Raw genomic sequence first — 24,575 nt, 5'->3', positions numbered from 1 at the left:
CGCCCGCGCGGCGCTTCGCAGCACAAGGCTGCTCCTACATTTTTCGGGCCAATTATTCCTGAGGCGGTCGCGCGCCAATATCACAGGCCTCACTGGCCCGAAACAGATGTAGGAGCAGCCTTGTGCTGCGAAGCGCCGCGCGGGCGGCGCTCGATCTCCCAGGCGCCACACCCCTCAAGGCATGCACCTCTCAACCCCAAACCCAACCCCAACCCCGCCCCCCTTCACTGCTGCGCCACCTTCTCCGACTTACCGTCATACCGCTTGCGCCACTCGGCCAGAATCTCGTCACGGTGCTTCGAGGCCCAGGCAAAGTCGTTCTTGATCAACCGCTGCTCATAATCAGCCGGCAACTCGGTCTGCGGCTTGGCGATACCCGGCGCGGCAAGCACCGCGAAGTTCTCCTTGTACAACGCCATCGCCGCAGGGCTGGCCGAAAAGTCTGCCAAGCGCTTGGCCGCATCGGCCTTTGGCGTGCCTTTGATCACCGCCGTCGCCTCGATCTCCCAGCCCAGGCCCTCCTTGGGCAGCACGATGTCCAGCGGCGCGCCTTGGCGCTTGAGCTGCACAGCGGGGTATTCGAACGAGATACCGATCGGGAACTCGCCCGCCGCCGCCAGCTTGCACGGCTTGGAGCCGGAGTGAACGTACTGGCCGATGTTCTGGTGCAAGGCGTCCATGTAGGCCCAGCCCTGAGGCTCGCCAAAGGTCTGCAGCCAGGCGCTGACATCCAGGAAGCCCGTGCCGGACGAGGCCGGGTTGGGCATGACGATCTTGCCCTTGTACTCGGGCTTGGTCAGGTCTTGCCAGCTCACCGGCTTGCTCAGGCCCTGCTTCTCGGCCTCGATGGTGTTGAAGCAAATGGTCGCAGCCCAGACGTCCATGCCCACCCAAGCCGGTGGGTTGGCTGCGTCGCGGTAGTTCGCCGAGATTTTGCCAAGGTCCTTGGGCGCATAGGCTTCGAGCATGCCGTGTTGGTCAAGCACGGCCAGGCTGGAGGCCGCCAACCCCCACACCGCATCGGCTTGCGGGCGGTCTTTTTCAGCCAGCAACTTGGCGGTGATGATGCCCGTGGAATCGCGCACCCACTTGATCTCGATGTCTGGGTTGACCTTTTCGAAGGCCTGCTTGTAGGTCTTGAGCTGCTCGGCCTCCAGCGCGGTATAGACCGTCAGCTGAGTGCCGGCGGCCGAGGCCTGCAGGCTGAACACGGCAGAAACGGCAGCAGCAAGTGCAAGGTGCTTGAACATGGTGGGGTTCCTTACAGGTCAGGCAGCCGCGGCGCGTTGGCGCCAGGCTTGGGAGCGGCGCAACAGGCCGCGTGAGGCTGCAGCCAGCAGCAATGAGGCGCTGGCGCTGGTCAGCAGAATCAAAGTCGACATGGCGGCGGCACCGCCAACGTTGCCCGCGTCGTCCATGTTCAACACGGCAACGGCGGCGAGGATGGTGTCGGGGCTGTAGAGGAAGATCGCCGCCGACACGGTGGTCATCGCCGAGACGAACAGGTAGCGGATGATGTCCAGCAGGGCCGGTAGGCAGATCGGTACGGTTACCCGTAGGAAGTGCCGATACAGCGGCGCCTTGAGCGACAACGCGGCGGCCTCGAACTCGCCGTCGAGCTGGCGCAGTGCGGTGGTGGCGGTCATCTGCGCAGTCGTCAGGTAATGGGCAATGGTGCAGATGACCAACAAGCCCATGCTGCCGTACAGCACATGCAAGGGGTTGCCGTTGAGGTTGAAGAAGAACACGTAGCCCAGGCCCAGCACGAGGCCCGGCACCGCCATGGGGATGAAGCTGAGCAGGCGCAGCGACTGGTTGAGCAGGCGTTGGCCCTGGGTCTTTTCCATCAGGTAGGCACCGCAGAAAATCACCACGCTGCCGATCAGCGCCGTGCCGATCGCCATGGTCACGCTATTGCGGTACGCCAGCCAGCCTCCGCCGGCGGTGTCCTCGAACAGGTAGTGCTTGAGCGACAGCGACAGGTTGTAGGGCCAGAAGGTGACCAGTGACGAATACACGGCCATGCCGATCACCAGCAACAGCACCGCGCAGACCACCAACACGACCGCCAGGAAGCAGGCATCGCGACGGCGCGAGGGCTTGGGCTCGAACACCTGCGCCCGCCCACTCATGGCCTCGCCCTGGCGGCGACGCAACCAAGCATCGACAGCAAAGCTCAGCAGTGCCGGCACCAGCAAAACCATACCGATCAGGGCGCCGCGGCCAAATTGCTGCTGGCCAACGACAGCCTTGTAAGCCTCCAGGGCCAGCACCTGATAATCCCCCCCGACCACAACCGGGACGCCGAAGTCAGTGATGGTCAAGGTAAACACCAGGCAAAAGGCGGCGAATACTGCCTGGCGCGTTGCGGGCCAGGTAATGCTGGAAAACGCCCGCCAAGGCCCAGCGCCCATGCTGGAGGCGGCGTCGAACAGGCGCGCATCGGCCAGCGACAGGGCCGACAGTAGAATCATCAATGCATGCGGGAAGGTGTAAATGGCCTCGCCGAGCACGATCCCCCAAAAGCCGTAGATGTTGTCGCTCAGCAGCCCGCGCAGCAGGCCCTGGTTACCAAACAGGTAGACCAGCGCGATCGCCGGCAGCATCGACGGCGCCAGCAGGGGCAGCAACGAGATGCCCCGCCACAGGCCCTTGGCCGGGATCAGCGTGCGTTGCAACGCATAGGCGAACAGGTAAGCCAGTGGGATGACGATGGCCGCGACGGTGAACGCCACCGACAAGCTATTGCCCAGCAGCCAGTGGAAGTTCTCGCTGGCGAACAGCGCCCGGGCAGCCGCCAGGCCGCCGCCCTGGCCGGCGTCACCGCTGAAACCACGCCAGAAGATCGCCAGCAGCGGCATCAGCACAGCCAGTACCAGCAGCATCAACAGCAACCACTTCCCACCGACGACGAACAGCCGGTCACCCAAGGCAACGCCGTGGCGCGACGTGGCCTTGGCCGGGTTCAGCGGCAGGGACATTGGCGCGGCCATCTTAGGCGAACACCTGCAGGCTCTGCGGTGGCAGCGCCACCCAGATGTCCTGCGAGCCCAGCCGCGGCATGGCCTCGGGGGCCAGTTCGGCCAGCAAGGCATGGCCCGGCAAGGCTTTGAACTCGAAGCTCATGCGGCAGCGGTTGCCGAGGAACGTGATCTCGCGGACCTTGGCCGGAAACAGGTTTTCTTCATGCACCGACGGGTTGACCGTGATCGCCTCGGGGCGGCAGAACAAGCGGCCGCTGCTGGCCCGCGCCGAGCCAGGCGACAAACGCATGCTCATGCCGCCGACCTGGGCCTGGCTGTCACCGCTGCGCTGGAACGGCAGCCAGTTACCCTGGCCAACGAACTCGGCAACGAAGGGCGTGGCTGGCTGGTCGTAGATGGCCTGCGGCGTGGCGTACTGCTCGACCTGGCCGTTGTTCATCACGGCAATGCGGTCGGCCATCAGCATGGCCTCGTCCTGGTTGTGGGTAACCATCAAAGTGGTGATACCCAGCTGGCGTTGCAGCTGGCGCAGTTCGGTGCACAGGTGCTCGCGAACCCGCGCGTCCAGCGCCGACATCGGCTCGTCGAGCAGCAGCAGCGAAGGCGCCGGCGCCAGCGCGCGGGCCAGGGCCACACGCTGCTGCTGGCCGCCGGAAAGCTGCCCGGGGTACTTTTTTTCGCTACCGGACAAGCCGACCAGCTGGAGCATTTCGGCCACCCGCTGGCGGGCCTGTTCGCGGCCGCTACCGGTCAGGCCATAGGCGATGTTGGCTTCGACGGTCAGGTTGGGGAACAGCGCGTAAGACTGGAACAGAATGCCGTAGTCGCGGGCCTGGGGTGGCAGCCCCGAGACGTCGCGCTCGCCGATGTACAGCTCACCGCGGTCCTGGCGTTCGAGGCCGGCGATGCAGCGCAACAGCGTGGTCTTGCCGCACCCGGACGGGCCGAGCAAGCACACCAGCTCGCCCGCGGCGATGTCCAGGGAGACATCGTTGAGCGCTGTAAAGGCGCCGAAGCGTTTGTGGATGTTGCGCACTTTCATCTGTGCACCTGGGGTGGCGCTGTTCATGGCAAGGCCTCATCGAAGAGATGGGGCCATGCTAGGAAGGCTGTGCGACGGTTCTGTGGCTTTCAGGCAAAAGCGCGCGATAGTGGTATAGGCAGATTTTGTAGTACCCCACCTGCCACCACGGTTCTTGGTAGGAGCAGCCTTGTGCTGCGAAGAGGCCCTGATCGGCGATGCACATGTATGGGGTGCACCGGCCTCTTCGCAGCACAAGGCTGCTCCTACAAGCGATGATTCAGAACTGTGAACCGGCCACTTCCTGCGCAACCCCCAGAAACGCCGCTGGCAAACGCGCCTGGCGCCGCTCCTTCAGGCAATACAGGTACTCATGCATCACCGGTGCAGCCTCCAGCGCCAGCACCCGTAATTCGGGGTTGTGCGGCACTTCATGGCGGGCAATCACACTGATGCCAATGTTGCGCAGGACCGCTTCGCGAATCGACTCACGGCTACCAATCTCCAGCAACGTGCCGGCCTTCACACCGGCCTCCTGCAGCATCTGCTCGGTCAGCTTGCGTGTGGTCGACCCCGGCTCGCGCATCAACAGGCAATGCCCGGCCACCACGTCGATGGACACCACCTGACGATGCGCCAAGGGATGGTTGCGGTGCACGGCCACCACCAACGGGTCGGTGCCCAATACCCGGCGCACCAACCGGGCATCCTCCACCAATTGCGACGAAGCGGCGATATCGACCCGGTAGTCCTCGAGCATTTCCAGCACCTGCTGCGAGTTGCCGATCTCCACCGCAACGTCGACCTGGGGCAGGCGCTCGCGGAAGACCTTCACCAGATCGAGGATGTAATAAGGCGCGGTGGCCGCAATCCGCAGGCTGCCCTGGGCCTGGCCACTGTTGCGCAGTTCGAACTCGATGTCGGCCTCCTGCTGCAGCAGCGCCTTGACCCTCGGCAGCAGGCGCACGCCCTCCTCGCTCAACACCAGGCGCCGCCCGCCACGGTAGAACAGCTCTACTGCGTACTGGCTTTCCAGGTTGCGGATCTGCGTGGTCACGGTGGGCTGGCTGAGCCCGAGCTTCTTCGCCGCCAGGGTGATGCTGCCCAGGCGGGCCACCATGTAGAAGGCTTTGAGCTCGGAACTCAGCATGCACGTCCTCTATTTGCGCAAAAGGCGCAAGCCGTTGAACACCACCAGCAGGCTCACGCCCATGTCGGCGAACACCGCCATCCACATGGTCGCCATGCCGGCAAAGGTGATCGCCAGGAATATCGCCTTGATGCCCAGGGCCAGAATGATGTTCTGCCTGAGAATCGCCGCACTTTGGCGCGACAGCCTGACGAAGGCCGGGATTTTGCGCAAGTCGTCGTCCATCAACGCCACGTCGGCCGTCTCGATGGCCGTGTCGGTGCCCGCGGCCGCCATGGCAAAGCCGATCTCGGCACGGGCAAGGGCCGGTGCGTCGTTGATACCGTCGCCAACCATGCCCACCCGATGGCCTTGGGCATACAGGGCCTCGATGGTCTTCAGCTTGTCGGCCGGCAGCAGGTTGCCTTCGGCGCGATCGATGCCGACCTGGGCGGCGATGGCCTCGGCGGTATGGGGATTGTCGCCGGTAAGCATGACCGTCTTGATACCCAGTTCATGCAATTCGGCAATCGCCTGGCGGCTGCTCTGCTTGAGCGTGTCGGCCACGGCGAACAGGGCCAGCGGGCCACTGCGGTCGAGCAGCAGGACCACGGTTTTGCCTTGACGCTCCAGCGCATCCAGTTGCGCCTCCAACTCAGGCGAGCACAGGCCCAGTTCCTCGACCAGGCGGTGATTGCCCAGGTGGTAAAGCTCACCCTCGATCACCCCCCGCACACCGCGACCGGCCAATGCGGCGAAGTCGTCCACTGCGCTCAAGGCCAAACCTTGCGCCTTGCCGAACTGGGCGATGGCACGTGAGACCGGGTGGTCCGAGCGCTCGGCCAAGCTGGCAGCCAACGCCTGGGCCCGGCCTTCGAACAGGGGGTCCAAGGCCTTCGCATCGGTCTGCACTGGCTTGCCGTGGGTCAGGGTGCCGGTCTTGTCGAGGGCCAGGAAGTCCAGCTTGCGCCCGCCTTCCAGGTACACCCCACCCTTGATCAGGATGCCCTTGCGCGCGGCTGCAGCCAGGCCACTGACGATGGTCACCGGGGTTGAAATGACCAAGGCGCACGGGCAGGCCACCACCAACAGCACCAAGGCGCGGTAGACCCAGTCGAACCAGGCGCCTGCCATGAACAGCGGCGGGATGACCGCTACCGCCAAGGCCACGGCGAACACCACGGGTGTGTAGATGCGCGAGAATCGGTCGACAAAACGCTGGGTCGGCGCCCGGGCACCTTGGGCTTCTTCGACGGCCTTGATGATGCGCGCCAGCGTCGATTGCCCGGCGCCGGCAGTGACGCGAAACTCCAGCGCACCGGCCTGGTTGATGGTGCCGGCGAATAGTTTGTCGCCCACGGCTTTTTCCACTGGCAGACTTTCACCGGTGATTGGCGCCTGATCGACGCTGGATTGGCCACTGGTCACTTCGCCATCCAGGCCGATGCGCTCGCCCGGCCGTACCCGCACCAAGGCACTGATGGCCACCTCGCGCACTTCCACTTCGCGCCACTGGCCATCGGCTTGCAGCACTGTCGCCCTATCAGGGGTGAGCTGCATCAGGCCGCTGATGGCATTGCGAGCGCGGTCCAGGGAGCGCGCTTCGATCAGCTCGGCGACCGTGAACAACACCATCACCATGGCCGCTTCCGGCCACTGGCCGATCAGCACAGCGCCAGTCACGGCAATGCTCATCAGCGCGTTGATGTTGAGGTTGCGGTTTTTCAGGGCAATCCAGCCCTTCTTGTAGGTGCCCAAGCCGCAACCCAGGATCGCCGCCAAGGCCAGCGCCGCCACCAGCCATTCAGGTGCAAGCCCGGTGAAATGCACGATTTCGGCAGCGATGGCCGCGATACCGGATAACGCCAGCGGCCACCAGCGGGTCTTGCTGGGCGGGGCAGCGTTCGCGGCGGCGTCGTCCCCTTCGATGAGGGGCTCGGCCTTCATGCCCAGGCTGTCGATGGCCCGCTCGATCTCGGCGGTACCCGCCAGCGTGTGGCGCACGCCAAGCACGCGGTTGATCAGGTTGAACTCCAACTGCTCGATGCCCGCCAGCTTGCCCAGCTTGTCCTGGATCAGCGTTTGCTCGGTGGGGCAGTCCATGGCCTCGATACGGAAGCGGCTGAGCTGTGCGTCGCCGCTGGCTTTTTCGCTCAACTGCACCAACGCCGGAGCGGCCGCGCTGCCGCAGCAGCTGTGGGCGTGGTGGTCATGCTTGTGGTGGGGGCTGGCAGGCTGGTTCATTGGGTCATCCTTAAAGTGAGCCTGTTGCCAAGTGAACACCCTGTAGCCACTATAGGGTCAAGCCATCCGCTGGAGATTTCGCGATGAAGATTGGAGAACTGGCAAAAGCCACCGATTGCGCCGTGGAGACCATCCGCTATTACGAGCGCGAGCAACTGTTGCCGGAGCCGGCGCGCACCGACGGCAACTACCGGCTCTACACCCAGGCCCACGTCGAGCGGCTGACCTTCATCCGCAACTGCCGGACGCTGGACATGACCCTGGACGAAATCCGCAGCCTGCTACGCCTGCGCGACAGCCCCGAAGGGTCGTGCGGCAGCGTCAATGCGTTGATCGACGAGCATATCGTCCATGTACAGGCGCGAATCGATGGCTTGGTGGCGTTGCAGGAGCAGCTGGTGGAGCTGCGACAGAGGTGCAGCGCGCCGGGGAGCGAATGCGCGATCTTGCAGCAACTGGAGGTGAACGGGGCGGTATCTGTACCGGAAGGCGATCATTCGCATGTGGGGCGAAGCCACGGGCATTGAGATTGCTGGGGGGCTGCAAGGCAGCCCCGGCAACCTAGAAAATCACACCGCCATCGGCGCCGTCATCGGCGCATGATGCTCATACCCTTCCAGGCTGAAATCACTCGGCTCGATCTTCTCCAGCCACTCCGGCTCATACTTGCCGGTGTCGGCAAACGCCGGCACGCGATCGCTGATCACCAGCTTCGGCGCCTCGAGCGGTTCGCGCTTGAGCTGCTCGTTGAGCATGTCCAGGTGGTTTTCGTACACATGGGCATCGCCAATGAAATACGTGAACCAGCGCGGGGTGTAGCCGGTCAGGCGGCCGAACAGCGACAGCAAGGCCGCGCCCTCGGTGAGGTTGAACGGCGTGCCCAAGCCCAGGTCGTTGGAGCGAATGTACAGGGTCAGGGAAATTTCCCGAGTCTCGGCATTCGGGTGGAACTGGTACAGCAGGTGGCACGGCGGCAGGGCCATTTCATCCAACTGGGCGCAGTTCCAGCCATGGAACAGGATGCGCCGGCTGCCCGGGTCATTGGCGATGGTGTCCAGGCACTGGCGCACCTGGTCGATGGCCTTGTACAGGATGACAAAGGCCTGGCCGTCTTCCTGGTCCTGGGCAATCTTGCGGAAACCCTGTTTCTCGGCCATCTCAATGGCCGCCGGGTTGCTCAGCGGGATGCGTTTGTAGCCCGGCCATTGGCGCCACTGAACGCCGTAGATCTCGCCCAGGTCGTCATGCCCCTGGCGGAACGGGTTGGCCAGCCATTGGGCGTTTTCGTTGGCGTTCTGGTCCCAGACCTTGCAGCCCAGCTCACGGAATTCACCCGCGTTTTTCACGCCCCGCAGAAAACCGACCATCTCGCCGATGGCCGACTTGAAGGCCAGCTTGCGCGTGGTGATGGCCGGAAAGCCCTTCTGCAGGTCGAAACGCAGCATGGCGCCCGGCAGGCTGATGGTGCGGATGCCGGTACGGTTTTCCTGAAGGGTGCCGTTTTCGATGACGTCACGGACCAGGTCCAGATACTGTTTCATGGCTTACCTGTAGCAAGAACGGCAGAGGGATCACCCCTGCCGTTGGGAGTCAGATGGCGGGTTTCGCCGTAGGTTTGCGATTATAAGCCCACCAGATCAATCCGAGGCCGGCCAGAATCATCGGGATGCAGAGTATCTGACCCATGGTCAGCCAACCCCAAGCAATGTAGCCCAACTGGGCATCCGGCACGCGGACGAACTCGACGATGAAGCGGAAGATCCCGTAGAACAGCGCGAACATGCCGGATACCGCCATGGTCGGGCGTGGCTTGCGCGAATACAGCCACAGGATCAGGAACAGCGCCACGCCTTCCAGGGCGAACTGATACAGCTGCGAGGGGTGGCGCGGCAGCTGGGCGGGGTCGCTGAACGGTGGGAACACCATCGCCCACGGCACGTCGGTCGCCTTGCCCCACAGCTCGGCATTGATGAAGTTGCCGATACGCCCGGCACCCAGGCCGATCGGCACCATTGGCGCGACGAAGTCCATCAGCTCGAAGAACGACTTGTTGTTGCGCTTGCCGAACCATACCGCCGCCAGCATCACGCCGATGAAACCGCCATGGAACGACATGCCGCCCTTCCACACCTCAAAGATCAGCGTCGGGTTCGCCAGGTAGGCGTGCAGGTCGTAAAACAGCACGTAACCCAGGCGACCCCCGACGATCACCCCCATCGATAGCCAGAACACCAGGTCGGACAATTTTTCACGGGACCAGGTGGGGTCGAAGCGGTTCAGCCGACGCGAGGCAAGCAGCCAGGCGCCGCCGATGCCGACCAGGTACATCAGGCCGTACCAGTGGATTTTCAGCGGCCCGAGGGCCACGGCCACGGGGTCTATCTGCGGGTAAGGCAGCATGGATATTCCTCTAGTTTCAAATCAGCGAGCTAAATCAAAAAGCTGAGGCCGACGCAGAACAGCAGCGCGGCGAACAAACGCTTGAGCAGGCGTGGCGACAGTTTGTGCGCCAGGCGCGCGCCGAAGCGGGCGAAAAACATGCTGGTCACGGCAATGCCGACCAGCGCAGGCAGGTACACGTAGCCCAGGCTGTGGGCCGGCAAGTGTTCTTCGTGCCAGCCAAGCCACATGAAGCTCAGGGCACTGGCCACGGCAATCGGCAGGCCACAGGCCGAGGACGTTGCCACCGCCTGCTGCATGGGCAGGCTGCGCCAGGTCAGGAACGGCACGGTCAGCGAGCCGCCACCAATACCGAAAATCGCCGAAGCCCAGCCAATCACCCCACCTGCTGCGGTCAGCGCGGGCTTGCCAGGGATGCCGCGGCTGGCCTTGGGTTTGAAGTCCAGGGCCATTTGCGCAGCAATGATCAGGGCGAACACACCGATGATCTTCTGCAGCAGCGGGCCCTGGATCAACGAGGCGGTCTTGGCGCCGATACCAGCGCCAATCAGGATGCCCAGGGTCATCCAGGCGAAGATCGGCCACTGCACCGCACCCCGGCGATGGTGTTCGAGCACCGCGTTGATCGAGGTGAAGATGATGGTTGCCAACGACGTGCCGACAGCCAGGTGGGTCAATACCGAGGGGTCGAAGCCCTGCAAGGTGAAGCTGAACACCAGCACCGGCACGATGATGATGCCACCACCAACGCCGAACAGCCCGGCCAGCACACCGGCACATGCACCTAACAGCAGATAGAGTACGAACTCCATTCGTTGCCCCTGAGAAAATCAATCCGGCATGGTAACGGAAGCCGGCCCTGAGGCTCTAGTGAACTTCGTGACAGGATGGATCAGCACCGCCGCAGTGGGTAGAGTGGCAAAAAACACAGAGGCCCAACCGATGTGCCTGATCGTATTCGCCTGGCGGCCGGGGCATGCCCTGCCGCTGATCGTGGCGGCCAACCGCGACGAGTTCTATGCCCGGCCCACGCAGGCCCTAACCGCCTGGGAGGATGCCCCTGGCGTCTATGCCGGGCGTGACCTGGAGGCTGGCGGTACCTGGCTGGGCGTGGGGCCGCAGGGGCGCTTTGCCGCGCTGACCAACATTCGCGACCCTGGGCAAGCCTTGGGCGTGCGCTCGCGCGGGGAGCTGGTGGCGGGGTTTCTGCAGGGTGAGCTTGGCGTGGAAGCCTATCTTGACCAGGTGGCCAGCCGCAGCCGCCAGTATTCGGGGTTCAACTTGCTGGTGGGTGATGGGGCGCAGTTAGGCTTTCTGCACGCCCGAGACGCCGCGCCGCGCTTGCTGGAGCCTGGGGTCTATGGGTTATCCAATGCCGGGTTGGATACGCCGTGGCCGAAGCTGGTGAAGGCGCGCAGCGGGCTGGAGGGGTTGCTTGAGTCAGCAGACCCGCAGCGCTTGCTAGGGTTGCTGGCCGATGGTGAACCGGCAGCCGAGAGTGAGTTGCCGGAAACGGGCGTGGGGTTGGCGACCGAGAAGCTGCTGTCGAGTGTGTTTATTGCCAGCCAGAACTATGGGACGCGGGCGAGTACTGTGCTGATCGTGGATGATCAGGGAAGAAGACGGCTGGTTGAGCGCAGTTTCGGGCCGTTTGGGGGGCATTTGGGAGAAGTTGAGATTATGGCTTGAGGGCCAGGGGCTGCTTTGCAGCCCTTCGCAGCACAAGGCTGCTCCTACAAGGGATTGAACGGCGCGCCTGATGTTGAACACCCGTCCATAATCTGGGGCTCAGCTCAATCCCCTTGTAGGAGCAGCCTTGTGCTGCGAAGCGGCCGGTACAGGTATCAGAGGGTCTTGTTCGCCCCTGGCCCGATCATCCGCGCCAACCCTAGGTTCTTCAGCGCCAATTGCAGCGAGCTGTGGATAACCTGCGGGTTGTCATGGCTCATGGCTTCGGCCAGCAGCTCCTTGGCCTTGCTCATGTTGATCTGGCGCAGCATCCACTTCACCTTGGGCAAGTTGGTGGCGTTCATCGACAAACTGTCAAAGCCCATCGCCATCAACAGCACCGCTGCCGCCGGGTCACCGGCCATCTCGCCGCAAATGCTCACCGGCTTGCCCTCGCCATGGGCATCGCGCACCACCGTGTTCAAGGCTTGCAGCACGGCCGGGTGCAGGTAATCGTACAGGTCGGCGACCCGTGGGTTGTTGCGGTCGACCGCCAGCAGGTACTGGGTCAGGTCGTTGGAACCGACCGACAGGAAGTCCACCTGCCGCGCCAGCTCTTTGGTCTGGTACACCGCAGCAGGGATCTCGACCATCACGCCAACCGGCGGCATCGGCACATCGGTGCCTTCGTCACGCACCTCGCCCCACGCGCGGTGGATCAGGTGCAGTGCCTCTTCCAGCTCGTGAATGCCAGAAATCATCGGCAGCAGGATGCGCAGGTTGTTCAAACCTTCGCTGGCCTTGAGCATGGCGCGGGTCTGGACCAGGAAGATTTCCGGGTGGTCGAGGGTAACGCGAATGCCGCGCCAACCCAGGAAGGGGTTTTCTTCCTTGATCGGGAAGTACGACAGCGCCTTGTCCCCGCCAATATCCAGGGTACGCATGGTCACTGGCAGCGGGTGGAAGGCCGCCAGCTGTTCGCGGTAGATCGCCAGCTGCTCTTTCTCGCTGGGGAAGCGCTGGTTGATCATGAACGGCACTTCGGTGCGGTACAGGCCTACCCCTTCGGCGCCACGCTGCTGGGCACGGGCGACGTCGGCCAGCAGGCCGGTGTTGACCCACAGCGGCATGCGGTGGCCATCCGGGGTGACGCAGGGCAGCTCGCGCAGCGCATCCAGGCCTTGCGCCAGCTGGCGCTCCTCCTCGACCACTTCGCTGTACTGCTTGCGCAACACGTCGCTGGGGTTGGTGAACACCTCGCCCTTGTAGCCGTCGACGATCAGCTCGATGCCATCGACTTTGGAATACGGCAGGTCGACCAGGCCCATCACCGTCGGGATACCCATGGCGCGGGCCAGGATCGCGACGTGGGAGTTGCCCGAACCCAATACCGACACCAGGCCGACCAGCTTGCCCTCCGGCACTTCGCCCAGCATCGCTGGCGTCAGTTCTTCGCTGACCAGGATGGTATTGTCGGCGTACACCAGCGATTGCGAGCGAGCCTCCTGCAGGTAGGCGAGCAGCCGGCGGCCAAGGTCCTTGACGTCCGAAGCGCGCTCGCGCAGGTAGTCATCGTCCATCAGCTCGAAGCGGTTGACGTGCTCGCCGACCACTTGGCGCAAAGCGCCCTGGGCCCACTGGCCGGTCTTGATGACCTCGGTCACCTCGCCGCCCAAGGCGGCGTCTTCGAGCATCATCAGGTACACGTCGAACAACGCGCGCTCTTCGGGCCGCAGCTGGGTGGCCAGCTTGGCCGACAGCTTGCGCATGTCGGCGCGCACGCCTTCAAGGGCGTTCTGGAACAGTTTGAGTTCGGCGTCGATGTCTTCGACAGTCTTGTCCGGCACCACTTCGAGGTCGGCCGGCGGCAACATCACCACTGCGCGGCCAACGGCGGCGCCTGGCGAGCCCGGCACGCCGACGAAGCGAGCCTCCTGGATACCCTTGCCCTGGCGGCCCAGGCCACGGATCGAGCCGGTCGCCTCGGCATGCGCGATAACCCCGGCAAGCTGGGCACTCATGGTGACCAGGAAGGCTTCTTCGCCCTCATCGAACTGGCGACGTTCCTTCTGCTGGATGACCAGCACCCCGACCACCCGACGGTGGTGAATGATCGGTGCACCCAGGAAGGAGGCGAACTTTTCTTCACCGGTTTCGGCGAAGTAGCGATAACGCGGGTGATCGGCGGCGTTTTCCAGGTTCAGCGGCTCTTCCCGGGTACCGACCAGGCCGACCAGGCCCTCGTTGGGGGCCATGCTGACCTTGCCGATCGAACGCTTGTTCAGGCCCTCGGTGGCCATCAGCACGAAGCGGTTGGTTTCCGGGTCAAGCAGGTAGACGGAGCAGACCTGGCTGCCCATGGCCTCCTTGACGCGCAAGACAATGATCCCCAACGCCGTCTTGAGATCTTTGGCGGAGTTCACTTCCTGGACGATCTTGCGCAGCGTATTGAGCATGGCTCGGGGTCGAACTCCGTCGTCAGTCGCGCGTCAGAAGACGCGGTGCTAGCTCTTTCAGGGCGCGACGGTAGACCTCGCGCTTGAATGTCACAACCTGGCCCAGCGGGTACCAATAGCTGACCCAGCGCCAGCCGTCGAACTCCGGCTTGCCCGTCAGGTCCATCCGCACCCTTTGTTCGTTGCTTACCAGACGCAGCAGGAACCACTTCTGCTTCTGGCCAATGCACAGCGGCTGGCTGTGCGTACGCACCAGACGCTGGGGTAAACGATAACGCAACCAGCCACGCGTGCAGGCAAGAATTTCCACATCGTCGCGTTCAAGGCCAACTTCTTCGTTCAGCTCGCGGTACAGGGCATCTTCCGGCGTCTCGTCAGGGTTGATGCCACCCTGGGGAAATTGCCAGGCATCCTGGTTGATCCGTCGAGCCCATAGCACCTGCCCGGCATCATTCGTGAGAATGATCCCGACATTGGGGCGAAAACCATCCGGGTCGATCACGGCAGCAACCTCGCAAACGCATGTCACCGCATTGTTCCACAAAGCCTGCGAGCGCAGCAACGCGCCCGCCAAGCTTATGTGCAGCGAGGTGAAAACTCCGTATTCTGCGGGCCTACCTTGTAGCTGATGCGAGTGAACGCGATGCGCCTGGCTTTATTCGACCTGGACAATACCCTCCTCGGTGGCGACAGCGACCATGCCTGGGGTGACTATCTGTGCGAGCGCGGCATCCTCGACCCGGTCGCCTACAAACAACGCAACGATGCCTTCTACCAGCACTACCTGAACGGCACCCTGGACTTGCAGGCCTACCTGGCCTTTTCCATGGAGATTCTGGCGGCAACGCCTATGGCCCAGCTCGACGCGTGGCACCGCGATTTCATGCGGGACTGCATCGAACCGATCATCCTGCCCAAGGCCCTGGCGTTGCTGCAGCAGCACCGCGAGGCGGGCGACAAACTGGTGATCATCACCGCCACCAACCGTTTCGTGACCGCGCCAATCGCCCGCCGTTTGGGCGTGCGTACCCTGCTGGCGACCGAATGCGAGACCGAAGATGGCCGCTACACCGGGCGTAGTACCGATATAGCGTGTTTCCGTGAAGGGAAAGTGACGAGGTTGCAGCGCTGGATGCTGGAAAACGGCTACGACCTTGAAGACAGCTATTTCTACAGCGATTCGATGAATGACCTGCCGTTGCTGCAGCAGGTGACGCATGCGGTGGCGGTGGACCCGGATCCGAACCTGCGGGCGGAAGCCGAGCAGCGTGGGTGGCCGGTGATTTCGCTGAGGGATTGAGATTTTGGGGCCGCTTCGCGCCCCATCGCAGGCAAGCCAGCTCCTACAGGTGCCGCACAGGTTTCAGGCCTTGTGCACGACCTGCCATCAGACTGGCTTGGCACCCATCAGGCCGGCAATGGACAAGAAGCAAACCCCGCTGAACACCGCCAAGGCCAAGGTAAACCGCAGCCCTACCACCTGCGCCTTGCGCAGCCGGTTCAAGCGCACCAGCAGCCACCACACGGCAAACGCACCCAGCGTATAGATGACGCTGGATGCCAGCACCCAGGTCTGCCCCAGTGGCCAGCCGACCAGGTGCACCAGCCACCAGCCGGTGACCGGCATGCTCACCAGGCACACGCCCATGACCAACCAGACGAACACCAGCGGCCGGCGCAGCAATTTGCCGTAGGCCTCGGCATCGCCCAGCCGGCGGGCGCGAACTGTCCAGATCACCAAGCCCAGCGCGCCCAGAAGCAGCAGCGCAGTGGCGGTGATGTGCAAGGCCTTGAGCATCGTCAGGTGTTCCATGTCTTCATATCCATGCGCGATGAGCCAAGCTTAGTCGCTCAACCCAAAAACAACCGGTAAGCCGGGTTATCGGTCTCGTCCCAGTACGGGTAACCGATCTTGGCCAGCGCCGCTGGCACCAGGTGGCGTTCGTCTTCCGGTACCTGCAAGCCCGCCACCACGCGCCCGTCGGCGGCGCCGTGGTTGCGGTAGTGGAACATCGAGATATTCCAGCGCCCGCCCAGCTTGTTGAGGAAGTTGAACAACGCACCCGGCCGCTCAGGGAACTCGAAGCGCAGCACGATCTCATCACTGGCGCCGGCCGAATGGCCACCCACCATGTGACGAATGTGCAGCTTGGCCAGTTCGTTGTCGGTCAGGTCGGTAACCGGGAAGCCCTGCTCGGTCAGTTGCTGCACCAACACCGCACGCGGGTCGTTCTCTGGGTGGGTCTGCACGCCGACGAAGATGTGCGCCTCGTCGGAGGTGTGCTTGCGGTAGTTGAATTCGGTGATCTGGCGCTTGCCGATCGCCTCGCAGAACGCCTTGAAGCTGCCCGGGCGCTCGGGGATGGTGACGGCGATGATGGCTTCGCGTTTTTCACCCAGTTCGGCACGCTCGGCCACATGGCGCAGGCGATCGAAGTTGACGTTGGCACCCGAATCGATGGCAACCAGGGTCTGGCCGGTCACGCCATACAGCTCGACATACTTCTTGATGCCGGCAACCCCCAGCGCGCCAGCAGGTTCGGTGATCGAGCGGGTATCGTCGTAGATATCCTTGATGGCTGCACAGATCTCGTCGGTACTGACAGTGATCACTTCATCCACGTGCAGGCGACAGATGTCGAAGGTGTGCTGGCCAATCTGCGCCACCGCCACACCGTCGGCGAACAGCCCGACCTGCGGCAACACCACGCGCTCACCCGCGGCCATGGCGGCCTGCAGGCAGTTGGAGTCGTCCGGCTCGACGCCGATGACTTTGATTTCCGGGCGCAGGTATTTCACGTAGGCCGCGATGCCGGCGATCAGGCCGCCGCCGCCGACCGGCACGAAAATCGCGTCCAGCCGGCCCGGATGCTGACGCAGGATCTCCATGGCCACCGTGCCTTGCCCGGCGATGGTGTGCGGGTCGTCGTAGGGGTGGATGTAGACGAAGCCCTTCTCATCGACCAGCTTGAGCGAGTAGGCCAGCGCCTCGGGGAAGGTGTCGCCGTGCAATACCACCTTGCCGCCCCGCGAACGCACGCCTTCGATCTTGATCTCCGGGGTGGTCTTGGGCATCACGATGGTTGCCTTGATCCCCAGCTCACGCGCCGCCAGGGCCAGGCCCTGGGCATGGTTGCCGGCCGAGGCGGTGACCACGCCGCGGGCCAGCTCTTCTGGGGTCAGTTGCGCCAGCTTGTTGTACGCCCCGCGAATCTTGAACGAGAACACCGGCTGCAGGTCTTCGCGCTTGAGCAAGATCTGGTTGCCGAGGCGTTTGCTCAGCTGCCCGGCGCTCTGCAGCGGCGTTTCGACGGCGACGTCATAGACGCGCGAGGTGAGGATCTTCTTGACGTACTGTTCGAGCATCGGGAAAGCATCACTGGCCGCGGGACAAGGGCTGCGAGTCTACCCCAGCGCTACGTCGGGCGACCACAGCAAAGCCGCGCAAGCCGCTATACTAAGCCCCTTTGAAACCCAGCCCCTTTGAAAACCTCCCCGCCCCTCTCGGAGCCCGCATGACCCAGGACCAACTCAAACAGGCCGTCGCCCAGGCCGCTGTCGACTTCATTCTGCCCAAGCTGGATGAAAAGAGCGTCGTCGGCGTCGGTACCGGTTCGACCGCCAACTTCTTCATCGACGCCCTGGCTCAGCACAAGACCGCCTTCGATGGCGCAGTCGCCAGCTCCGAGGCTACCGCCCAGCGTCTGAAGGGTCATGGCATCCCGGTCTACGAGCTGAACAGCGTCAGCGAGCTGGAGTTCTATGTGGACGGTGCTGACGAGAGCGACGCGCACCTGAACCTGATCAAGGGCGGTGGCGCGGCCCTGACCCGCGAGAAGATCGTCGCGGCCGTGGCCAAGACCTTCATCTGCATCGCCGATGCCAGCAAGCTGGTACCGGTGCTGGGCGCCTTCCCGCTGCCCGTCGAAGTGATCCCGATGGCCCGCAGCCACGTGGCGCGCCAGCTGGTCAAGCTGGGCGGTGACCCGGTGTACCGCGAGGGTGTGCTGACCGACAACGGTAACGTGATCCTGGACGTGTACAACCTGCAGATCACCAACCCGGTCGAGCTCGAAGCGCAGATCAATGCGATCGTCGGCGTGGTGACCAACGGCCTGTTCGCGGCACGCCCGGCGGACTTGCTGCTGCTCGGTACCGCTGAAGGTGTGAAAACCCTCAAGGCCGAGTAACCCAGGCCTATAGGCGTTGTTCTAGCCCTGCGCGATCCAGGTAGGAGCAGCCTTGTGCTGCGAAGAGGCCGGTGACTACACAGTGAATCTGCGCTGCTGTTACCGACCTCTTCGCAGCACAAGGCTGCTCCTACCTGGATCGCGCAGGGCCGCATTTAATCTGCCGGCTGTTTGAACACGTAAAACAGGTTCGGCTCACTGACCAGGTAAATGGTCCCTGCCTCATCCATCGCAATCCCTTCCGCCTGCGGCACCGTCTTCTTCAACCCCTGGTACCCCTTGCGCAGCGACAAGGTACTGAGCGGCTTGCCCTTCACATCCAGTTCCAGCACCAGCCGCGATTCATCCGACAGCGCCAACAAATGGCCGCTGCGCTCGTCGAACTGCAAACTCGACAGGTCCCGCACAAACAAACGCGAGTCACGCTTGCGGTCCTGCACCACATGCACGGCATAAGGCTGCTCGGGGTTGTCATGCGGGAAGCCATGCACCTCGTAGATCAGCATCGGGTCGCGCTCCTTGGCCACGAACAGGCGCTTGCCGGCCGAGTCGTACGCCAGCCCCTCGAACCCCTTGTTGCCGTTCAGGCCAATGCCCAGGGTCAACTGCTCGGCATCGCCGGCATCGAGGAACAGCGTGTCATCGTCCAGGCGCACGCGAATCAGCCGTTGCTGGCGCTCGTCGGTGATCACGTAGCTGTTGGGGCCCACGTATTCCACCGCCTCCGGGTCGCCAAAGCCGGTCAGTGGCACGCGCCGCAGGATGCGCCCGTCCAGCGACAGCTCGATCAGCTCCGAACGTGCATTGGTCACGGTGAACAGGGTCTTGCGGTCTGGGTCGTAGGTCAGCGCCGAAATGTCATCGTCCAGCCCCTCGACAGGCTGCGCCTCGACCACCACCCGATAACGGTCCAGGCCGATGCCCTGCTCGGCTGGCTGCCACCAGGTCTTGAGGTTGAACCAGCCGCGCTCGAACAGGCGAAACTCCTGCCCGGCCCAGCCGAGCAAGAGCAGGCCAATAAAGGCCGGAATCAGTGACAGACGAAGATAGCGACGCATTTGGGGACAGACTCGACGTAAGGGTGGCGAATCTAACCATGAACAACTGAATCAAAGCTTAATGCCAGCATCCGAAAAATCTGATGTTGCTGTCAGTTTTTCTTGAACCGATAGAACAGCGCCGGTTCGCTGACCATGTACAGGTTGCCCTGGTCATCCATGGCCACGCCTTCAGCACGCGGGATGGTGTGCTCAAGGCCGTTGAAACCGCCCAGCAAGGTCATGAAGCTGACTTGCTGGCCCTGCTCATCCAGCTCCAGCAGCATGTTGGAGTCCGCCGACAGCACCAGGAGGTGCCCCGTGCGCGGGTCGACGCCGAGGGCCGACAGGTTGCGCAGGTCGAGTTCATCACTGGGCAGCAGCTGCTTGTCGCCCTTCAGCGGGCTACGGCCATCGGTGCTCCAGGTGTACAGCTTGGGCGGGCGCTCTTCGCCGATCACTAGGCGTTGACGCATCGGGTCCCAGGCCACGGCCTCGAAGCCCTTGTTGCTCTTCACCGACTTGCCCAGGTCGTAGCTCGGGAAGTCGCCATGGTTAAGCGACGTGGTGTGCGCATCCACCTTGACCACAGTCAGGTCGTGCAGCCGTTCGTCGACGATTGCCAGGTGCCCGTCCTCCATCACGGCCAGCCCTTCCGGGTTGTTCCAGCCATTCAATGGAATCTGGCGCAGCACGTTGCCGTCCAGGCTGAGCTCGACCAGGAACGGGTTCTTGCCCATGACGGCGAACAAGGTGCGGGTTTGCGGGTTGAAGGCCACGTCCGAGGCTTCGTCATCGTCCATGCCGGGCAGCGGTTTGGCGTCGATATCGGCCTGATAGGCCGGCAGCCAGACGCTCTCGCTTTGCTCGGCGGTGCTTTCAAAGCTTTCCTTCACCCACAGTGCCCCGCGGTCATCCCAGTGCATGGCCACGGATACGCCATAGCCGATCACCGCTGCAACTGCCAGGCCGAACGGCCAGCGCAAGTAGAAGCGACGCTTGGGAGTTGCCGGGGCGCTGGAGCGAGATGGCATACGTGGATCCTGGGAAAATGGGCGTAGGTCCGCGCATTATCCAAATAAGGTGTGAAAAATCGGTAAACAGTGCCGGCCTCTTCGCGGGCAAGCCCGCTCCCACAGGCATTTCACAAGCTTCAAGTCTTATGCAGTCCCTGTGGGAACGGGCTTGCCAGCTCCCACAGGTATTTCACAATGTCAGGTCTTGTGCAGCCCCTGTGGGAGCGGGCTTGCCCGCGAAGAAGGCAACGCGGTTCCGGTTCAGAGCACCCGGCTTTCGAAGCGGCTCACACCCGGCAATTCAATCACCAGCTCATCACCGACATTGAACGGCCCTACGCCCGCCGGCGTACCGGTCAAGATCACATCGCCCGCCTGCAACGAGAAATGCGCCGCCATGTACTGGATCATCGGCACGATCGGGTTGAGCATCAACGCGCTGTTGCCGTCCTGCACCACTTGGCCGTTGAGGGTAAGGCGCACCGGGATGTCGGTCACATTCTCGAAACTGGCCGCCGAAACGAACGGCGGCAGCACGCAGGCGCCGTCAAAGCTCTTGCACAGCTCCCAGGGCAGGCCCTTTTCCTTGAGCTTGGCCTGCACGTCGCGCAGGGTCAGGTCGAGCGCCGGGGCGTAACCGGAGATGGCGTCCAGCACCTCTTCTTCGGTTGGCTTGGTAGACAACGGCTTGCCCAGCAGCACAGCAATCTCGGCCTCGTAATGCACAACGCCACGGTCGGTCGGGATCTTGAAACCACCTTCCAGCGGTACCACGCAACTGCCCGGCTTGATGAACAGCAACGGCTCGCTGGGGATCGGGTTGTCCAGTTCCTTGGCATGCTCGGCATAGTTACGGCCGATGCACACCACCTTGCCCAACGGGAAGTGGATGCGCGTGCCGTCTACGTACTGGTGCTGGTAACTCATGGCCGACTCCTCTGCATACTGCTTATTATTCAGGAGCGAAGATCTTACCCGGATTCATGATGCCGTTAGGGTCGAAGACGGCCTTTATTGCCTTCATGCAGGCGATTTCTTCGGCCGAGCGGCTGTAGCCGAGGTAGTCACGCTTGGTCATGCCCACGCCATGCTCGGCCGAGATCGAGCCGTTGTAGCGCTGGACGATTTCGAACACCCACTTGTTGACCTTGGCGCAGGAGGCAAAGAAGTCATCTTTGCTCATGGCGTCGGGCTTGAGGATGTTCAGGTGCAGGTTGCCATCGCCGATATGGCCGTACCAGACCACCTCGTAGTCCGGGTAATGCTCGCTGACGATGGCATCGATGTCGCGCAAAAACGCCGGCACCTTGGAGACGGTGACAGAAATGTCGTTTTTGTACGGGGTCCAGTGGGAGATGGTTTCGGACAGGTACTCACGCAGCTTCCACAGGTTTTTCAGCTGGGTTTCGCTCTGGCTCATCACCCCGTCCAGCACCCAGCCCTGCTCGACACAGTGCTCGAAGGTGGCCAAGGCTTCGTTGGCGACCTCTTCGGTGCTGGCTTCGAACTCCAGCAGGGCATAGAACGGGCAATCGGTCTCGAAAGGCGCCGGCACATCGCCACGGCCCATGATCTTGGCCAGGCCCTTGTCGGAAAAGAACTCGAAGGCCGTCAGGTCGAGCTTGGCCTGGAAGGCATGCAGCACCGGCATGATCGAGTCGAAATCCGGCGTGCCCAGCACCATCGCGGTGAGGTTGCGCGGGGCGCGGTCCAGGCGCATGGTCGCTTCGACCACAAAGCCCAGCGTGCCCTCGGCACCAATGAACAGCTGGCGCAGATCGTAGCCGGTGGCGTTCTTGATCAGGTCTTTGTTCAGCTCCAGCAACTCGCCCTTGCCGGTGACCACTTTCAGCCCGGCCACCCAGTTGCGGGTCATGCCGTAGCGAATCACCTTGATGCCGCCGGCGTTGGTGCCAATGTTGCCACCAATCTGGCTGGAGCCGCTGGAGGCGAAGTCCACCGGGTAATACAGGCCTTGCTCCTCGGCGTAGGCCTGCAATTGCCGGGTAATCACCCCCGGCTGGCACACCACCGTACGGTCGAACGCATTGAAATCGAGAATCTGGTTCATGTAGTCGAACGCGACCACGACCTCGCCATTGGCCGCCACGGCACCGCCCGACAGCCCGGTACGCCCACCGGACGGCACCAGCGCGACCTGATGGCGGTTGGCCCAGGCAACGATGGCCTGCACCTGCGCGATGCTCTTGGGGAACACGATGGCCGTGGGCGCTGGCGGGTAATGCTTGGTCCAGTCCTTGCCGTAGGCTTCGAGGGAAACGGCGTCAGTCAGGACCTTGCCAGGGTCGACAAGGGTCATCAGTTCATCAATAACAGCGGGGTGGGTCATCGCTGGAACTCTCGACTTATTCATAGTCACCCTGAGCACTCTTCACCTGTCGGGATAAGCTCAGATTGTGTCGCGTATGCTAGCATAGCCCTCCCGCTGTTCATGCTAAGGCCGACGCCGCGCCTAGCATCACCCCTCGCCATTTTTTCTCCGGGATACAGGTTTACGCAGATGAGCAAGACTTCTCTCGACAAGAGCAAGATCAGGTTCCTTCTTCTTGAAGGTGTGCACCAGAACGCGGTCGATACCCTCAAGGCTGCCGGCTACACCAACATCGAATACCTCACTGGTTCGTTGCCGGAAGCCGAGCTGAAGGAAAAGATCGCCGATGCCCACTTCATCGGCATCCGCTCGCGCACGCAACTGACTGAAGAGATCTTCGACTGCGCGAAGAAGCTGGTTGCGGTCGGCTGCTTCTGCATCGGTACCAACCAGGTCGACCTGGAAGCGGCCCGCGAGCGCGGTATCGCCGTGTTCAACGCCCCGTACTCGAACACCCGTTCGGTCGCCGAACTGGTGCTGGCCGAGGCCATCCTGCTGCTGCGCGGCATCCCCGAGAAGAACGCTTCGTGCCACCGTGGTGGCTGGATCAAGAGCGCGGCCAACTCCTTCGAGATCCGTGGCAAGAAGCTGGGCATCGTCGGCTACGGCTCGATCGGCACCCAACTGTCGGTCCTGGCTGAAAACCTAGGCATGCAGGTGTACTTCTTCGACCCGCTGACCAAGCTGCCGCTGGGCAACGCCGTCCAGGTCGCCAGCCTGCACGAGCTGCTGGGCCTGGCCGACATCGTCTCGCTGCATGTGCCTGAGCTGCCATCCACCCAGTGGATGATCGGCGAGAAGGAAATCCGTGCGATGAAGAAGGGCTCGATCCTGATCAACGCCGCCCGCGGTACCGTGGTCGAACTGGATCACCTGGCTGCCGCGATCAAGGACAAGCACCTGATCGGCGCCGCCATCGACGTGTTCCCGGTCGAGCCGCGCTCCAACGACGAAGAGTTCGAAAGCCCGCTGCGCGGCCTGGACAACGTCATCCTGACCCCGCACATCGGTGGTTCCACCGCCGAGGCCCAGGCCAACATCGGCCTGGAAGTTGCCGAGAAGTTGGTCAAGTACAGCGACAACGGTACCTCGGTGTCTTCGGTCAACTTCCCGGAAGTTGCCCTGCCGGCGCACCCAGGCAAACACCGCCTGCTGCACATCCACGAAAACATCCCTGGCGTGCTCAGCGAGATCAACAAGGTCTTCGCCGAGAACGGCATCAACATCTCCGGTCAGTTCCTGCAGACCAACGAGAAAGTGGGTTACGTGGTGATCGACGTTGACGCCGAGTACTCGGACCTGGCGCAAGAGAAACTGCAGCACGTGAAGGGCACTATCCGCTCCCGCGTTCTGTTCTAAGTTTCAGGGCGGCATGAAAAAGGGAGGCCCTGGTGGCCTCCCTTTTTCGTGGGTGATTACTTCACCTCGACGGTGATCTTCTTCGATTCGACGCTCGGCTTGAACGGCACGTGGTACTTGTCGCCCAATACCAACTGCAAGGTGTGCTTGCCTGGGGTCAGGGTAATGGTCGCCTCGGTTTGTGCCTTGCCGAAGTGCAGCACTTGCGGGCCGGCCGGCAGCGGCACGTTGTTCTCAGGCATCAGGCTGGTTGGCAGGGGCATGTCGGCCACCGGCTCTTTGTCGACGTCCACCAGCAGGTGGTGATGCCCGGTATTCGGGGTCTGATCACCCGCAGGCTTGAGCGCCATGCCCTCGATGCCGAACGTGACGGTGAAGGTCTTGTCGACCGTTGCACCATCGGCGGGGGAAACGATGACGACCTTGGCATCCTTGGGCGGCTCCTGGCTCTTCAGGGCATCCTCGGCACTGGCGAACACCGAGGCCCCCATCAGCAGACCGGCTACGGCAGCACGCGAAAATAGGCTGTTCATTCACTTCTCCTGTGATTCACTTAAAGACCACTGCCGTTAAAACGTGCGACAGCGGTAGATCACCATAGCCCACAAAGAGAAATATTTCAGTTAGGGTTAAACCTCGCCAAGGCTTCAAGGTCATAGGCTGCGCTCGACCACGACGA

The 24,575-nt window shown here is 62.9% G+C and carries 22 protein-coding genes; 5 read left to right on the top strand and 17 right to left on the bottom strand.

The genetic code is table 11. From position 1 onward, the window contains the following. Nucleotides 1–224: 224 nt before the first annotated feature. The 5 genes from AB7M33_RS10280 to AB7M33_RS10260 form a co-directional block, all read right to left on the bottom strand. On the bottom strand, nucleotides 225–1,250 hold the full coding sequence (locus AB7M33_RS10280; protein ID WP_428628554.1) for a putative 2-aminoethylphosphonate ABC transporter substrate-binding protein: 1,026 nt from the start codon (nucleotides 1,248–1,250) through the stop codon (nucleotides 225–227). 18 nt (nucleotides 1,251–1,268) lie between these two features. Next, complete coding sequence (locus AB7M33_RS10275; RefSeq protein WP_454242800.1) at nucleotides 1,269–2,993, bottom strand: putative 2-aminoethylphosphonate ABC transporter permease subunit; 1,725 nt, start codon at nucleotides 2,991–2,993, stop codon at nucleotides 1,269–1,271. Nucleotide 2,994: 1 nt separating this feature from the next. Continuing rightward, a complete protein-coding gene (locus AB7M33_RS10270; RefSeq protein WP_454242799.1) occupies nucleotides 2,995–4,053 on the bottom strand; it encodes a putative 2-aminoethylphosphonate ABC transporter ATP-binding protein in 1,059 nt (352 codons plus the stop codon). Between the two features lie 232 nt (nucleotides 4,054–4,285). Then, nucleotides 4,286–5,155, bottom strand: coding sequence for a LysR family transcriptional regulator (locus AB7M33_RS10265; protein WP_454242798.1), 870 nt, complete (start codon nucleotides 5,153–5,155; stop codon nucleotides 4,286–4,288). 9 nt (nucleotides 5,156–5,164) lie between these two features. Then, on the bottom strand, nucleotides 5,165–7,378 hold the full coding sequence (locus AB7M33_RS10260; RefSeq protein ID WP_454242797.1) for a heavy metal translocating P-type ATPase: 2,214 nt from the start codon (nucleotides 7,376–7,378) through the stop codon (nucleotides 5,165–5,167). Nucleotides 7,379–7,461: 83 nt separating this feature from the next. On the opposite strand from AB7M33_RS10260, the gene cadR reads away from it, so the two are divergent. Continuing rightward, complete coding sequence (gene cadR / locus AB7M33_RS10255; RefSeq protein WP_099430714.1) at nucleotides 7,462–7,905, top strand: cadmium resistance transcriptional regulator CadR; 444 nt, start codon at nucleotides 7,462–7,464, stop codon at nucleotides 7,903–7,905. Nucleotides 7,906–7,947: 42 nt separating this feature from the next. Here the strand turns inward: cadR and AB7M33_RS10250 are convergent, their stop codons facing one another. The 3 genes from AB7M33_RS10250 to AB7M33_RS10240 are packed head-to-tail and all read right to left on the bottom strand — an operon-like array spanning nucleotide 7,948 to nucleotide 10,590. Next, complete coding sequence (locus AB7M33_RS10250; protein WP_454242796.1) at nucleotides 7,948–8,919, bottom strand: thymidylate synthase; 972 nt, start codon at nucleotides 8,917–8,919, stop codon at nucleotides 7,948–7,950. A 49-nt stretch (nucleotides 8,920–8,968) separates the two neighbouring features. After that, complete coding sequence (gene lgt / locus AB7M33_RS10245) at nucleotides 8,969–9,778, bottom strand: prolipoprotein diacylglyceryl transferase (RefSeq protein WP_027592296.1); 810 nt, start codon at nucleotides 9,776–9,778, stop codon at nucleotides 8,969–8,971. A gap of 29 nt (nucleotides 9,779–9,807) precedes the next feature. Next, nucleotides 9,808–10,590 (bottom strand): sulfite exporter TauE/SafE family protein, encoded by a 783-nt coding sequence (locus AB7M33_RS10240; protein WP_099430715.1) that lies wholly within the window; start codon nucleotides 10,588–10,590, stop codon nucleotides 9,808–9,810. A 130-nt stretch (nucleotides 10,591–10,720) separates the two neighbouring features. On the opposite strand from AB7M33_RS10240, the gene AB7M33_RS10235 reads away from it, so the two are divergent. Continuing rightward, nucleotides 10,721–11,467 (top strand): NRDE family protein, encoded by a 747-nt coding sequence (locus tag AB7M33_RS10235; RefSeq protein WP_085272218.1) that lies wholly within the window; start codon nucleotides 10,721–10,723, stop codon nucleotides 11,465–11,467. 155 nt (nucleotides 11,468–11,622) lie between these two features. Here AB7M33_RS10235 and ptsP read toward each other — a convergent pair whose 3' ends face one another. Beyond that, entirely contained in the window at nucleotides 11,623–13,902 is a 2,280-nt protein-coding gene (gene ptsP / locus AB7M33_RS10230) for a phosphoenolpyruvate--protein phosphotransferase (RefSeq protein WP_099455649.1), read from the bottom strand. Nucleotides 13,903–13,924: 22 nt separating this feature from the next. After that, nucleotides 13,925–14,404 (bottom strand): RNA pyrophosphohydrolase, encoded by a 480-nt coding sequence (locus AB7M33_RS10225; RefSeq protein ID WP_003249017.1) that lies wholly within the window; start codon nucleotides 14,402–14,404, stop codon nucleotides 13,925–13,927. A gap of 141 nt (nucleotides 14,405–14,545) precedes the next feature. Here AB7M33_RS10225 and AB7M33_RS10220 point away from each other — a divergent pair, with 141 nt between their 5' ends. After that, nucleotides 14,546–15,202: a histidinol-phosphatase gene (locus AB7M33_RS10220; RefSeq protein ID WP_027592292.1), complete on the top strand. Its 657-nt coding sequence runs from the start codon at nucleotides 14,546–14,548 to the stop codon at nucleotides 15,200–15,202. A gap of 87 nt (nucleotides 15,203–15,289) precedes the next feature. Here AB7M33_RS10220 and AB7M33_RS10215 read toward each other — a convergent pair whose 3' ends face one another. Further along, entirely contained in the window at nucleotides 15,290–15,715 is a 426-nt protein-coding gene (locus AB7M33_RS10215; RefSeq protein ID WP_099430717.1) for a DUF2269 family protein, read from the bottom strand. 38 nt (nucleotides 15,716–15,753) lie between these two features. Next, a complete protein-coding gene (ilvA, locus tag AB7M33_RS10210; RefSeq protein WP_027592290.1) occupies nucleotides 15,754–17,268 on the bottom strand; it encodes a threonine ammonia-lyase, biosynthetic in 1,515 nt (504 codons plus the stop codon). A gap of 149 nt (nucleotides 17,269–17,417) precedes the next feature. On the opposite strand from ilvA, the gene rpiA reads away from it, so the two are divergent. Next, complete coding sequence (gene rpiA / locus AB7M33_RS10205; protein WP_027592289.1) at nucleotides 17,418–18,092, top strand: ribose-5-phosphate isomerase RpiA; 675 nt, start codon at nucleotides 17,418–17,420, stop codon at nucleotides 18,090–18,092. 155 nt (nucleotides 18,093–18,247) lie between these two features. Here the strand turns inward: rpiA and AB7M33_RS10200 are convergent, their stop codons facing one another. The 4 genes from AB7M33_RS10200 to AB7M33_RS10185 form a co-directional block, all read right to left on the bottom strand. Further along, complete coding sequence (locus AB7M33_RS10200) at nucleotides 18,248–19,150, bottom strand: SdiA-regulated domain-containing protein (protein WP_027592288.1); 903 nt, start codon at nucleotides 19,148–19,150, stop codon at nucleotides 18,248–18,250. Nucleotides 19,151–19,242: 92 nt separating this feature from the next. Further along, nucleotides 19,243–20,163, bottom strand: a complete 921-nt coding sequence (locus AB7M33_RS10195) for an SdiA-regulated domain-containing protein (RefSeq protein WP_099430719.1) — start codon at nucleotides 20,161–20,163, stop codon at nucleotides 19,243–19,245. A 243-nt stretch (nucleotides 20,164–20,406) separates the two neighbouring features. Beyond that, the gene (locus AB7M33_RS10190) at nucleotides 20,407–21,072 is read right to left on the bottom strand and encodes a fumarylacetoacetate hydrolase family protein (RefSeq protein WP_454242795.1); all 666 of its coding nucleotides are present in this window, start codon (nucleotides 21,070–21,072) and stop codon (nucleotides 20,407–20,409) included. Nucleotides 21,073–21,097: 25 nt separating this feature from the next. After that, the gene (locus AB7M33_RS10185; protein WP_454242794.1) at nucleotides 21,098–22,495 is read right to left on the bottom strand and encodes an FAD-binding oxidoreductase; all 1,398 of its coding nucleotides are present in this window, start codon (nucleotides 22,493–22,495) and stop codon (nucleotides 21,098–21,100) included. Between the two features lie 171 nt (nucleotides 22,496–22,666). On the opposite strand from AB7M33_RS10185, the gene serA reads away from it, so the two are divergent. Continuing rightward, a complete protein-coding gene (gene serA / locus AB7M33_RS10180) occupies nucleotides 22,667–23,896 on the top strand; it encodes a phosphoglycerate dehydrogenase (protein WP_027592284.1) in 1,230 nt (409 codons plus the stop codon). A gap of 56 nt (nucleotides 23,897–23,952) precedes the next feature. Here serA and AB7M33_RS10175 read toward each other — a convergent pair whose 3' ends face one another. Further along, nucleotides 23,953–24,429, bottom strand: a complete 477-nt coding sequence (locus tag AB7M33_RS10175) for a DUF4399 domain-containing protein (protein ID WP_454242793.1) — start codon at nucleotides 24,427–24,429, stop codon at nucleotides 23,953–23,955. Nucleotides 24,430–24,575 lie beyond the last annotated feature (146 nt).

It is taken from the genome of Pseudomonas sp. Y3 TE3536, assembly GCF_053629175.1.
Note: the sequence above shows the minus strand (reverse complement) of the source record. Positions and strands in the feature narration are given on the sequence as shown.